A 13,188-nucleotide genomic window follows, 5' to 3' on the forward strand; every position below is an offset into this window, starting at 1 on the left:
GGAAGATCGGGAACCCACCACGCCCTGGGGAGGAGGGGTCAGCCGGCCTTTTTCGCGGACGCCGCAGCGAAGGCCGCGACCCGCGCCTGCGCGTCCGGGGTCTCCAGCGCGGCACCGATGGACCGGGCTTCCTCGCTCAGCTGCTCGGCGAAGGTGCGCTCCGGCTGCGACCGCACCAGCCGCTTGGCCTGGCCGTACGCGTCGGCGGCACCGGCGAGCCAGAATCGCGCGACCTCCTCGGCACGCGCACGGACCAGGTCGGCTTCCGTCCTGCCGTCCTCGCCCTCCACGACCTCGGCCACCAGCCCCCAGTCGAGGGCCTCCGCAGCGGTGAGCAGCCGGTCCTGCAGCACGAGCTGGAGGGCGCGGCGCTGGCCCACGGCCCGCGCGAGCTGGGCGGACACGGAGAGGTCGGGCGTGAGGCCGATGTTCGCGTACAGGCTCCCGAGCTGCGATCGCGACCCCACCACCGCGTAGTCCGTGGCGAGCAGGATGCCGAGTCCCCCGCCGGCCGTCGTCCCGTGCGCCGCGGCGACCACGGGGACGCTCGACTCCGTGAGCGCGCGGATCCCGGTGTTGATGACCTCCGCCAGTGCAGTGATCTCCGCCCCGGACGACCCCATGGTCGTCGCCATGTCGATCACGTCGCCACCCGCGCAGAACGCCGGTCCCGCCGCGTCGATGAGAATGGCCTGCACGTCGTCCCGCGATGTCGCCTCGACGGTCGCATCCCGCCAGGCGTAGGCCAGGTCGGCGTTGAAGGCGTTGAGGCGGGTCGGGCGGTTCAGCGTCAGCCGTGCCATCCCCTCGTCGACGGCGAACAGGATGGCATCACTCATGGCTTCTCCTTCGAGCACAGGCGGATGCCTCCAGGCTAGTCGCGCTCAGGAGCCGTCCCAGACGCGCGCGACGAATCGCTCCATCCGCCGCCGGGTGCCGTCGAGTCGGAAGTCGACCTGTCCCGCCGCCCGGATCTCGTTCGGTGCGAGCGGATGCGCCAGGCGCACGTTCTCGTGGCAGGACAGATCGGCGCAGATGTAGGTGCCGACCGAGTCGCCGCGCTCCCCCGCCTCTCCCGTGCGTCGCGCCGCGAACAGCGCCACCTGGTTGCCCGGCTGCATCGTGTGGCAGATGTTGCACATGCCGGAGCGCCCGCGCCCTGGTTCCGACGCCCGCAGCACCACGCCGACCACGCGTCCCTCGTGCGGGATGAGGACGTAGCCGCGCTTGCCGGCGCTCGGATCGCGCCAGGCGAAGAAGTCGAGGTAGTCCCAGTCCACGAGGAGGAAGTCGTGCGGCATCTCCATGACGCGCAGCTCATCGGCGTCCGCGTTCACGAACGACGCCCGGACGTCGGCTTCGGTGAGAGGTCGCATCGCTCCAGTCTAGGAACTCGGCGCGGAGGTGAGGCCGGGAACGGGAGAAGCCCCCGCGAGCGGGGGCTTCCGTGGTGGCGAGTGAGGGATTCGAACCCCCGAAGTCGAAGACGGCTGATTTACAGTCAGATCCCTTTGGCCACTTGGGTAACTCGCCAGAGCGCACCCGTCCGACTTGAACAGCCAACCGGGGGCACGAAGAACAATCATACCTGTCCGATGCGGGCGCGAGAAATCGAGGCGTCAGCTCCCGTACACGCCGCGGTCGGCGGCGGCCAGCGACTCCGGCGTGCGCAGCAACCCGCCCTCCGCACGGCAGGTCGCGGCCGCCACGTCCATCGCGCGCACGAGCAGGGCGGTCCACTCCTCGGCCGCCTTCGGGAAGCCTGCCACGAGCCCGGCGGCGACGGCGGCGAGCGTCGCGTCCCCCGCTCCCACGGTGTCGACCACGCGACCCGGCAGCGCGGAGATGGGCGCCGAGACCGCTCCGGCGTCCGACTCGAGCACCGCGCCGTCCGCTCCGGCCGTCGCGAGCACGGCCGGGACACCGAGGCTCCGGAGCCGTGCGCGCAGGGCGTCGAGGTCGCCGTCGTAGAGCACGGCTGCGTCGTCGGCACCGACCTTCACGAGGTCCGCCCGCGCCGCCAGCCGCTCGAAGCCGCGGACGAACTCCTCGCGGTCGGACAGCATGCCGGTGCGGGGGTTCGGGTCGATCGCCAGCCGCGCGCCCTCCACCGCGGCGGCGAGGGCATCGACCTCGGTCGGGACATCGAAGGGGAAGCAGCTCACCGCGACGATGTCCGCGCCGGCGATGGCAGCCCTCGCCTCGTCCGAGTACCGGATGGTCCGCTCCTGGGCCGCGCGGTTGAAGACGTAGCTCGGCTCCCCGTTCGCGGCCCGGGTCACGACGGCCCGCGACGACCCGTGCGGCGCCTCGCTCGCGATCAGCCGCACCCCGTGGTCGGCCAGGTACTCGCGGATGTGCGCGCCGGCGAGATCCTCCCCCACCATGGCGATGAGGGTCGTGGGGATTCCGAGCCGGCGCAGCCCCACCGCGACGTTCAGGGCCGCTCCACCGACGAACTCACGGACGCCGGACTCATCCCGGATCTCGTCGATCAGGGCGTCTCCGATGACGACGGCCGCGCCGCCGGGGGAAGTCTCAGTGCTCACTCGCCGACCCTACCGCGCCCGCCCCGGTCACAGCTTCGGAGATGAGACGCGACACCCCGGCGGATGAGCTCTACAACCGGCGCGCCGCGCCGGATCTCCGAAGTCGTGCACACCCCGAACGGGCCGAGGGACGACGAAGGCCCCGGGCTGATGCCCGGGGCCTTCGTTCACTCCGTCACACCTCAGTTGTAAGTACCGGGGGTGATGTCGTCCGTCGAGAACGCGTCGAAGTCGACGTAGCCGAAGTCGCCGTCCGAGTACGCACCGTCGGATGCGAAGATCCGGTTCGGGTAGCGCTCGCTCTTGGCTTCCTCGGTGGCCTCGACCGTGACGTCGCGGTACTTCGAGAGACCGGTTCCGGCGGGGATGAGCTTTCCGATGATGACGTTCTCCTTGAGACCGACCAGCGGGTCGCGCTTGCCCTCCATGGCGGCCTGCGTCAGCACGCGGGTCGTCTCCTGGAAGGACGCAGCGGACAGCCACGACTCGGTCGCGAGCGACGCCTTCGTGATACCCATCAGCTCCGGGCGACCGGACGCGGGGCGCTTGCCCTCGGCCACGGCCTCGCGGTTGATCTGCTGGTAGCGCTTCAGGTCGACCATCTCACCCGGCAGCAGGGTCGTGTCGGCGTGGTCGACGACGGTGACCTTGCGGAGCATCTGGCGGACGATGACCTCGATGTGCTTGTCGTGGATCGGCACACCCTGCGAGCGGTAGACGCCCTGGACGCCGCCGACGAGGTACTTCTGCACCTCGCGGGCACCCATGACGCGCATGACCTCCTTGGGGTCGAGCGTGCCGACCTGCAGGGGCTGACCGACCGAGACGTGCTGGCCGTCCTCGACGAGGAGGGTGGCACGCTTCAGCACCGGGTAGACCACGGGCTCGTCGCCGTTGTCGGGCGTGAGGATGACCTTCTTGGCCTTCTCGGTCTCGTCGATCGTGATGCGGCCGTCGGCCTCCGCGATCGGCGATGCACCCTTGGGGGTACGAGCCTCGAACAGCTCCTGCACACGGGGCAGACCCTGCGTGATGTCATCCGCCGACGCCGAACCACCGGTGTGGAAGGTACGCATCGTCAGCTGGGTACCGGGCTCACCGATCGACTGGGCCGCGATGATGCCGACGGCCTCGCCGATGTCGACGGTCTTGCCGGTCGCGAGCGAGCGGCCGTAGCACTGCGCGCAGACGCCGACGGCGGAGTCGCAGGTCAGGACCGAACGGACCTTGATGGTCTCGACGCCCGCGGCGACCAGCTTGTCGATGAGCACGTCGCCCACGTCGTCGCCGGCCGCGGCCAGGACCTCGCCCGACGCGTTGACCACGTCGGAGGCCAGCGTGCGGGCGAACACCGAGTTCTCGACGTTCGCGTCGCGCACCAGCTCACCCTGCGAGTTCGGAGCGGCGATCGGGAGCTCGAGGCCCTTCGACGTGCCGCAGTCCTCTTCGCGGATGATGACGTCCTGCGAGACGTCCACCAGACGACGGGTCAGGTAACCCGAGTCGGCGGTACGCAGAGCGGTGTCGGCCAGACCCTTACGGGTACCGTGCGTCGCGATGAAGTACTCCGCCACCGACAGACCCTCGCGGTACGAGGAGATGATCGGACGCGGGATGATCTCACCCTTGGGGTTGTTCACCAGACCACGCATACCGGCGATGTTCCGGATCTGCAGCCAGTTACCACGGGCGCCAGACGACACCATGCGGTTGATGGTGTTGTCCTCCGGGAAGTGCGCCTTCATCGCGGCCTGCACCTCGTCGGTCGCCTCGGTCCAGATCTTGATGAGCTCCTGACGACGCTCGGCGTCGGTCGTGAGGCCCTTCTCGTACTGGGACTGGACCTTCGCGGCCTGCTTCTCGTAGCCCGCGACGATCTCCGCCTTGTTCGGCGGGGTGAGGATGTCGCTCAGCGCGACGGTCACACCCGAACGGGTCGCCCAGTAGAAGCCGGCATCCTTGATGCGGTCCAGCGTGGCGGCCGTCTCGACCTTGGGGTACTCCTCGGCCAGCTTGTTGACGATCTGCGACAGCTTGCCCTTGTCGGCCTGCTCGCGCACGAAGGGGTAGCCCTTCGGGAGCGCGTCGTTGAAGATCGCCTGACCCAGCGAAGCGTCGACCAGGCCGTGCTTCTCGTAGCCCTCGGGAGCCTCGCCCTCGAGGAAGGCCAGACCCGGGATGCGGATGCGGACCTTCGCCTGCAGGTCGAGCGTGCCCTCGTCGTACGCGAGCTGCGCCTCGCCGACGGAGCCGAACGCACGGCCCTCGCCCTTGGCGCCGGCCTTGACCGTGGTCAGGTGGTGCAGACCGATGATCATGTCCTGCGAGGGCAGGGTCACCGGACGGCCGTCCGACGGCTTCAGGATGTTGTTCGACGCGAGCATGAGCACGCGGGCCTCGGCCTGAGCCTCGACCGACAGCGGCAGGTGCACGGCCATCTGGTCACCGTCGAAGTCGGCGTTGAACGCCGCGCAGACGAGCGGGTGCAGCTGGATGGCCTTGCCCTCGACGAGCTGCGGCTCGAACGCCTGGATGCCGAGACGGTGCAGGGTGGGTGCACGGTTCAGCAGCACCGGACGCTCGCGGATGATCTCCTCGAGCACGTCCCAGACCTCGGGACGGGTGCGCTCGACGGCGCGCTTCGCGGCCTTGATGTTCTGCGAGTGACCGAGGTCGATCAGGCGCTTGATGACGAACGGCTTGAAGAGTTCGAGCGCCATCTGCTTGGGCAGGCCGCACTGGTGCAGCTTGAGCTGCGGGCCGACGACGATGACCGAACGGCCCGAGTAGTCGACGCGCTTGCCGAGCAGGTTCTGGCGGAAGCGACCCTGCTTGCCCTTGAGCATGTCGCTCAGGGACTTCAGGGCGCGGTTGCCGGTACCGGTGACGGGGCGACCGCGGCGGCCGTTGTCGAACAGCGCGTCGACGGCCTCCTGCAGCATCCGCTTCTCGTTGTTGACGATGATCTCGGGGGCACCGAGGTCGATCAGGCGACGGAGACGGTTGTTGCGGTTGATCACGCGACGGTACAGGTCGTTCAGGTCGGAGGTCGCGAAGCGGCCACCGTCGAGCTGGACCATCGGACGCAGCTCCGGCGGGATCACCGGGACGACGTCGAGCACCATCGCGGCCGGGCTCATGCCGGTCTCGAGGAACGAGTTGACGACCTTGAGGCGCTTGATCGCACGAATCTTGCGCTGACCCTTGCCCTCCGAGATCTGCAGGTGCAGGCTCTCGGCCTCGGCGGCCAGGTCGAACGCGGCCAGGCGACGCTGGATCGCCTCGGCACCCATGTAGGCCTCGAAGTACTGGCCGAAGCGGTCCTGCAGCTCGTGGAAGACGTCGTCCTCCGGGCGCAGGGCGCCGACCTCGAGCGTGCGGAAGTCCTCCCACACGCGCTCCAGCTTCAGGATCGCCTCGTCGGCACCCTTGCGGATGAGCGACATCTCCTTCTCGGCGGCGTCCTTGACCTTCTTCTTGGCGTCGGCCTTGGCGCCCTCGGCCTCGAGGGCCGCGAGCTCCTCCTCCAGCTTCGCCAGGCGCTCCGCGATCTTCGCGTCGCGGCGGTCGCCGAGCGTCTTCAGCTCGAGACGGATGTTGTTCTCCTGGGTGCCCAGGTCGCGGTGACGGGCCTCCTCGTCGACCGAGATGACCATGTACGCGGCGAAGTAGATGACCTTCTCGAGGTCCTTCGGCGCCATGTCCAGCAGGTAGCCGAGGCGCGAGGGCACGCCCTTGAAGTACCAGATGTGGGTGACGGGAGCGGCGAGCTCGATGTGACCCATGCGCTCACGACGGACGGAGCTCTTGGTGACCTCCACGCCGCAGCGCTCGCAGACGATGCCCTTGAAGCGGACGCGCTTGTACTTGCCGCAGGCGCACTCCCAGTCGCGGGACGGGCCGAAGATCTGCTCTCCGAAGAGACCGTCCTTCTCCGGCTTGAGGGTGCGGTAGTTGATGGTTTCGGGCTTCTTGACCTCGCCGTAGGACCACGCGCGGATGTGGTCTGCGGTCGCCAGGCCGATGCGAAGCTCATCGAAAGTTGTGGACTCGAGCACTAGTTCTCCTGTGTCGGAAATTCTGTTTGAGAAGTCTGGGCTTCGACAGGCTCAGCGACCCGGTGGGTCCTGATGTCAGGAACCTGGGTCCCTGAGCCTGTCGAAGGGTTAGATCTCGTCGATCGAGGCGGCCTCGAAGCGGCTGGAGATGTTGATACCGAGTTCCTCTGCGGCGCGGAACGCCTCGTCGTCGGTGTCGCGGAGGTTGACCAGCGTGCCGTCGGCCGAGAGGACCTCGACGTTCAGGCAGAGCGACTGCATCTCCTTCATGAGCACCTTGAACGACTCGGGGATGCCGGGCTCCTGGATGTTCTCGCCCTTGACGATGGCCTCGTACACCTTGACGCGGCCGAGGATGTCGTCGGACTTGATCGTGAGGAGCTCCTGGAGGGCGTACGCCGCACCGTAGGCCTCGAGGGCCCACACCTCCATCTCACCGAAGCGCTGTCCACCGAACTGCGCCTTACCACCGAGCGGCTGCTGGGTGATCATCGAGTACGGACCGGTGGAGCGGGCGTGGATCTTGTCGTCCACCAGGTGGTGGAGCTTCAGGATGTACATGTAGCCCACGGAGATCGGCGCCGGGAACGGCTCGCCGGAGCGGCCGTCGAACAGCTGCGTCTTCCCGCTCGAGTCGATCAGGCGGAGGCCGTCACGGGTCGGGAGCGTCGAGTCGAGCAGACCGGAGATCTCCTCCTCGCTGGCACCGTCGAACACCGGGGTGGCGACCTTGGTGCCGGGCGCGGCCTCGAAGGCCTGCTGCGGCAGCTTGGCGGCCCACTCCGGGGTGCCCTCGACCTTCCAGCCCTGCTTCGCGATCCACCCGAGGTGGGTCTCGAGGACCTGGCCGAAGTTCATTCGACCCGGGATGCCGAGCGGGTTGAGGACGATGTCCACCGGGGTGCCGTCCGCGAGGAACGGCATGTCCTCGACGGGCAGGATCTTCGCGATGACACCCTTGTTGCCGTGGCGGCCGGCGAGCTTGTCGCCCTCGGTGATCTTGCGCTTCTGGGCGATGTAGACCACGACGCGGCGGTTCACGCCGGAGCCGAGCTCGTCGTCGCCGTCCTCGGCGTTGAACTCCTTGACCGCGATGATCGTGCCCTGCTCACCGTGGGGCACCTTCAGCGACGTGTCGCGGACCTCGCGGCTCTTCTCGTTGAAGATCGCGCGGAGCAGGCGCTCCTCGGCCGACAGCTCGGTCTCACCCTTCGGCGTGACCTTGCCGACGAGGATGTCGCCGGGGCGGACCTCGGCGCCGATGCGGATGATGCCGCGCTCGTCGAGGTCCTTCAGCAGCTCCGGGCTGACGTTGGGGAGGTCACGGGTGATCTCCTCCTTGCCGAGCTTCGTGTCGCGGGCGTCGACCTCGTACTCCTCGATGTGGATCGACGAGAGGGTGTCGTCCTTCACCAGATCCTGGCTCAGGATGATGGCGTCCTCGAAGTTGTAGCCCTCCCACGTCATGAACGCGACGAGGAGGTTCTTCCCGAGGGCCAGCTCGCCGTTCTCGGTGGCGGGGCCATCGGCGATGACCTCTCCGACCTCGACGCGCTCACCGGCCGAGACGACGACCTTCTGGTTGTAGGACGTGCCCTGGTTCGAGCGGTCGAACTTGCGCAGGTGGTACTCCTGCGTGCCGCCCTCGTCGAGCATGACGACGACGCGGTCCGCGGAGACCTCGGAGACGACACCGGCCTTCTCGGCGGTGATCACGTCACCGGCGTCGATGGCGGTGTAGCCCTCCATACCGGTTCCGACGAGCGGCGAGTCGCTGCGGAGCAGCGGCACGGCCTGACGCTGCATGTTGGCGCCCATGAGCGCGCGCTGCGCGTCGTCGTGCTCGAGGAAGGGCACGAGCGAGGTCGCGACCGACACCATCTGGCGCGGCGAGACGTCGATGTAGCCGATCTCCTCCGGGAGGAACAGGTCGACCTCACCGCTACCGCCCTTGGGGCGCGCGAGCACGTGGCTCTCGCGGAAGCGACCCTTCGCATCGAGCGGCGCGTTGGCCTGCGCGATGTTGAAGTCGACCTCCTCGGAGGCGGTCAGGTAGTCGATCTGGTCGGTCACGACACCGTCGACGACCTTGCGATACGGGGTCTCGATGAAGCCGAACGAGTTGATGCGCGCGAAGGTCGCGAGCGCACCGATCAGACCGATGTTCGGGCCTTCCGGCGTCTCGATCGGGCACATGCGGCCGTAGTGCGAGGGGTGGACGTCACGGACCTCGACGCCGGCGCGGTCACGGCTCAGACCACCGGGGCCCAGAGCCGACAGACGGCGCTTGTTGGTCAGACCCGCGAGCGGGTTGTTCTGGTCCATGAACTGCGACAGCTGCGAGGTTCCGAAGAACTCCTTGATCGCGGCGACGACGGGGCGCACGTTGATCAGGGTCTGCGGCGTGATGGCCTCGATGTCCTGCGTGGTCATGCGCTCGCGGACGACGCGCTCCATGCGGGACAGACCCGTGCGGACCTGGTTCTGGATCAGCTCGCCGACCGCGCGGATGCGACGGTTGCCGAAGTTGTCGATGTCGTCGGTCGCGAGGCGGATCTCGGTCTTCTTGCCGCCGCGGATGCCCTCGAAGGTCTCCTCGGTGCCCGCGTGCAGACGCACGAGGTACTTGATCGTGGCGACGATGTCCTGCACCGTCAGCACCGACTCCGTCAGCGGGGTGTCGAGACCCAGCTTGTGGTTGATCTTGTACCGGCCGACCTTGGCGAGGTCGTAGCGCTTCGGGTTGAAGTAGAAGTTGTCGAGCAGCGCGCGGGCGGCCTCGGCGGCCACCTGCTCGCCCGGACGCAGCTTGCGGTAGATGTCGCGCAGCGCGTCTTCCTTGGTGACGATCGTGTCCTTCGCGAGCGTCTCCTCGATCGAGGTGTAGCCGGCGAACTCCGCGAGGATCTCCTCGCTGGTCATGCCCAGCGCCTTGAGGAAGACCGTGACGGACTGCTTGCGCTTGCGGTCGACGCGGACGCCGACCTGGTCGCGCTTGTCGATCTCGAACTCGAGCCAGGCACCGCGGCTCGGGATGACGCGCGCCGAGACGATGTCCTTGTCGGACGTCTTGTCGGGGGTCTTGTCGAAGTAGACACCCGGCGAGCGCACGAGCTGCGAGACGACGACGCGCTCGGAGCCGTTGATGATGAACGTGCCCTTGTCGGTCTGCAGCGGGAAGTCGCCCATGAAGACCGTCTGGGTCTTGATCTCACCCGTGAGGTGGTTCATGAACTCAGCCTCGACGTAGAGCGGGGCCGCGTAGGTCTTACCGCGCTCCTTGCACTCCTCGATGGAGTACTTCTCGGGCTCGAGGTACGGGTTCGTGAACGACAGCTGCATCGTCTCGCCGAGGTCCTCGATCGGGGAGATCTCCTCGAAGATCTCGCCCAGACCGCTGTTCTCGTTCACGTCGGTGCGACCGGCGGCCTTGGCCTCGGCCACGCGCGCCTTCCAGGCGTCGTTGCCGACCAGCCAACCGAAGGACTCGGTCTGCAGGGCGAGAAGGTCGGGGACCGTCAGCGTGTCGGAGATCTTGGCGAACGAGAGACGGGAAGCTCCGCGTCCGTTCTTGGTGGTGGTGGATGTGGATGCGTTGGGAGCAGCAGCCAAGGGAATAACCTCCGTGAGCCCCGCAGGGCTTCTCGATTCCTTTGTCGTCAGGTGGAGTGCGCTCAGAAGCTCACGAGATGCCGACCACCATATGAGGGCAGGGAGAAGCGAGCGCAACTACCAACTATAGACGCGATCTTGCGACATGGCAAGCGCAATCCTTGACCAATCTTCGATGCTGCGGTAATGAGTCAGGACGCGATGTTGAGTTCGTTGCCGGGGATCGAGGCGAGGAGGCGCCGCGTATAGGGGTCGCGGGGGTTCGTGAAGATCTCCTCCGACGACGCGGCCTCCACGAGCTTCCCGTCCTTCATCACGCACACGTAGTCGCTGATGAGCCGCACGACCGCGAGGTCGTGCGAGATGAACAGGTAGCTCAGCCCGTACTCGCGCTGCAGGTCGCCCAGCAGCCGGAGGATCTGATCCTGCACGAGCACGTCGAGCGCGGACACGGGCTCGTCGCACACGATGAGATCCGGCGACAGGGCCAGCGCCCGAGCGATCGCCACCCGCTGTCGCTGCCCGCCGGAGAGCTCGGAGGGGTAGCGCCGGAGCATCGACTGCGGCAGGGCGACGTCGTCCAGGAGCTGCCGCACGCGCTTGCGCCGGTCCGCCCCTCTCCCCCGCTTGTAGAACTCCAGCGGCTCGGCGATCAGGCGCTCGATCGTGAACATCGGATTCAGGCTGGAGTACGGATCCTGGAAGATCGGCTGCACCCGCTGACGGAAGTCCTTCGTCTCCGCGCGGCTCAGCGTCGAGATGTCCTTGCCCTCGTAGCGGATGAGGCCGCTCGTGGGTTCGATCACCTTGAGGAGCATGCGCGCGGTCGTGGTCTTGCCCGATCCGGACTCCCCCACGATCGCGACGGTCTCCCCGCGCGGGATCGCGAGCGAGACGTCGTCGACGGCCACGAAGTCCTCATGCTTGCCGCGCACCGGATACACCTTGGTGAGGTTCTCGATCTCGACGATGTTGCCCTTCGACGAGCTCAGGGACCCGGGCCCCTGATGGGTCGCTGAGCCTGTCGAAGCGCCCTCCTGGGTCGCCGAGCCTGTCGAAGCGCCCTCCTGGGTCGCTGAGCCTGCCGAAGGGGCCTCCTGGGTCGCCGAGCCTGTCGAAGCGTCGCGGACGAAGGCCTCCGGACGCAGGCGGGCCACCGCGACCGACGGCGCGGCCTTCACGAGCGACTGGGTGTACGGGTGCTGCGGATCCTCGAGGATCCGACGCGCCGGTCCCTGCTCGACGACCTTGCCGCGGTGCATCACGATCACCCGCTCGGCCCGCTCCGCGGCGAGTCCGAGGTCGTGCGTGATGAGGAGCACGGCGGTGCCCAGCTCCCTCGTCATCTCCCCGATCTGATCGAGGATGGTCTGCTGCACCGTCACGTCCAGAGCACTCGTCGGCTCGTCCGCGATGAGCAGCCGCGGCTTGCACGCCAGCCCGATGGCGATGAGCGCCCGCTGCCGCATGCCGCCGGAGAACTCGTGCGGGTACTGCTTCGCCCGACGCTCCGGATCCGGCAGACCGGCGGCCGAAAGCGCTTCGACGACCTTGGCCTGCACGTTCTGCCGCGTGGCGAGGCCGTGCGCGAGCAGCGTCTCGGCGACCTGGGTGCCGATCTTGGCGACCGGGTTCAGGTTGGACATGGGATCCTGCGGGACGAGGCCGATGTCCCGGCCGCGGATGGTGCGCAGCTCGCTCTCGGAGGCGCGGGAGATGTCCCGCCCGTCGAGCTTGATGCTCCCGGCCGCCACCTTCCCGCCGCCCGCGAGCAGACCGATGATCGCCATCGCGGTCGTCGACTTGCCCGATCCGGACTCGCCGACGATCGCCACGGTCTCGCCGGGCCGGATCTCCAGGTCGACGCCCTCGACCGCGTGCACGACGCCGTCCATGGTGGCGAAGTCCACCGCCAGGCCCTCGACCGACAGCAGGGGCTCGTCCGCCATGCGGTTCTCCTTCGCGGCGCGCACGGCGCCTTCGTCGCGGGTGATCATCGTGCCCTCGTCCTCGGGTCCATGGCTTCGCGCAGCGCCTCACCGAGCAGGGTGAACCCGAGTGCGGTGACGGCGATGCAGATGCCGGGGAAGAACGCCAGCCACGGCGCGATGGCGAGCTCGGACTGGGCATAGGTGAGCATGCGTCCCCACTCCGCCGTCTCCGGGCGCCCGCCGCCGAGGCCGAGGAACGACAGCGCGGCGGCGTCGATCACGGCGGTGGCGAGGGTGAGCGTGCCCTGGACGATGACCGGCCCGATCGCGTTCGGCAGCACGTGCGACATCGTGATGCGTCCGCGGCCGAGGCCGAGTGTCTGCGCCGAGAGCACGTAGTCGCTGGAGCGCTGCTGGAGCATCGACGCCCGCAGCAGTCGCGCGAAGATCGGCACCTGCGAGGCCCCGATGGCGATCATCACGGCGTACGGCGTCTGTCCGAGGATCGCGGCGATCGACACCGCCAGCAGGAGGTTCGGCACCGAGAGGATGATGTCGACCACGCGCATGATGACGGTGTCGACCCAGCCGCCGAACGTGCCGGCGATGAGGCCGAGGATCATCCCGCCGACGAGTCCCATCGCGGTGGAGACGACGCCGATCAGCAGCGATGCCTGGGCGCCCCAGATGAGCTTGGAGAGCACGTCGCCGCCGAAGCGGTCGAGGCCGAGGGGGAACTGCGGCAGCTCCCCCGGGCCCGGGATGTGCGTGGGCGTGATCTCCTTCGCCCCCGGGAGCGCGGTCTCCGGGTAGGGAGCGAGGACCGGCGCGAGCACCGCGACGAGGAGGAAGAGGAGCACGATGACGGCGCCGATCCACGCCGTCGGGTTGCGCCGGAGCCGGCGGAAGACGTCGCGCCAGAAACCGCCGCCGCCGTCCTTGAGGTCGGCCTGGGCGATCGCGACGGTGTCGATGCTGCCGCCGCTCTCGGCGGACGGCCCCTGTGCGGGAGGGAGGGCGATGCTCATGCGACCGCCT

At 68.3% G+C, this 13,188-nt stretch carries 7 protein-coding genes and 1 tRNA gene; all 8 read right to left on the reverse strand.

Translation table 11 applies throughout. From position 1 onward, the window contains the following. Positions 1 to 38 precede the first annotated feature (38 nt). The 8 genes from CYL12_RS08815 to CYL12_RS08850 all read right to left on the reverse strand — a co-directional run bounded on the left by CYL12_RS08815 (position 39) and on the right by CYL12_RS08850 (position 13,178). Positions 39 to 839: an enoyl-CoA hydratase/isomerase family protein gene (locus tag CYL12_RS08815; protein ID WP_101847269.1), complete on the reverse strand. Its 801-nt coding sequence runs from the start codon at positions 837 to 839 to the stop codon at positions 39 to 41. 45 nt (positions 840 to 884) lie between these two features. After that, a complete protein-coding gene (locus CYL12_RS08820) occupies positions 885 to 1,376 on the reverse strand; it encodes an FBP domain-containing protein (RefSeq protein ID WP_060922589.1) in 492 nt (163 codons plus the stop codon). A gap of 72 nt (positions 1,377 to 1,448) precedes the next feature. Then, positions 1,449 to 1,533, reverse strand: a tRNA-Tyr gene (locus CYL12_RS08825). Positions 1,534 to 1,619: 86 nt separating this feature from the next. Next, positions 1,620 to 2,549 (reverse strand): PfkB family carbohydrate kinase, encoded by a 930-nt coding sequence (locus tag CYL12_RS08830; RefSeq protein ID WP_101847270.1) that lies wholly within the window; start codon positions 2,547 to 2,549, stop codon positions 1,620 to 1,622. A 182-nt stretch (positions 2,550 to 2,731) separates the two neighbouring features. Beyond that, positions 2,732 to 6,607, reverse strand: coding sequence for a DNA-directed RNA polymerase subunit beta' (gene rpoC / locus CYL12_RS08835; protein ID WP_101847271.1), 3,876 nt, complete (start codon positions 6,605 to 6,607; stop codon positions 2,732 to 2,734). A 108-nt stretch (positions 6,608 to 6,715) separates the two neighbouring features. After that, on the reverse strand, positions 6,716 to 10,219 hold the full coding sequence (locus tag CYL12_RS08840) for a DNA-directed RNA polymerase subunit beta (protein WP_101847272.1): 3,504 nt from the start codon (positions 10,217 to 10,219) through the stop codon (positions 6,716 to 6,718). Between the two features lie 191 nt (positions 10,220 to 10,410). Next, positions 10,411 to 12,216 carry an ABC transporter ATP-binding protein gene (locus CYL12_RS08845; protein ID WP_101847273.1) on the reverse strand — a complete coding sequence of 602 codons (1,806 nt, stop codon included), beginning with the start codon at positions 12,214 to 12,216 and terminating at the stop codon, positions 10,411 to 10,413. Next, a complete protein-coding gene (locus CYL12_RS08850; protein WP_101847274.1) occupies positions 12,213 to 13,178 on the reverse strand; it encodes an ABC transporter permease in 966 nt (321 codons plus the stop codon). Before CYL12_RS08850 ends, CYL12_RS08845 begins: the two co-directional genes overlap by 4 nt. Between the last annotated feature and the right edge of the window lie 10 nt (positions 13,179 to 13,188).

It is taken from the genome of Zhihengliuella sp. ISTPL4 (assembly GCF_002848265.1).
GTDB lineage: Bacteria > Actinomycetota > Actinomycetes > Actinomycetales > Microbacteriaceae > Microbacterium.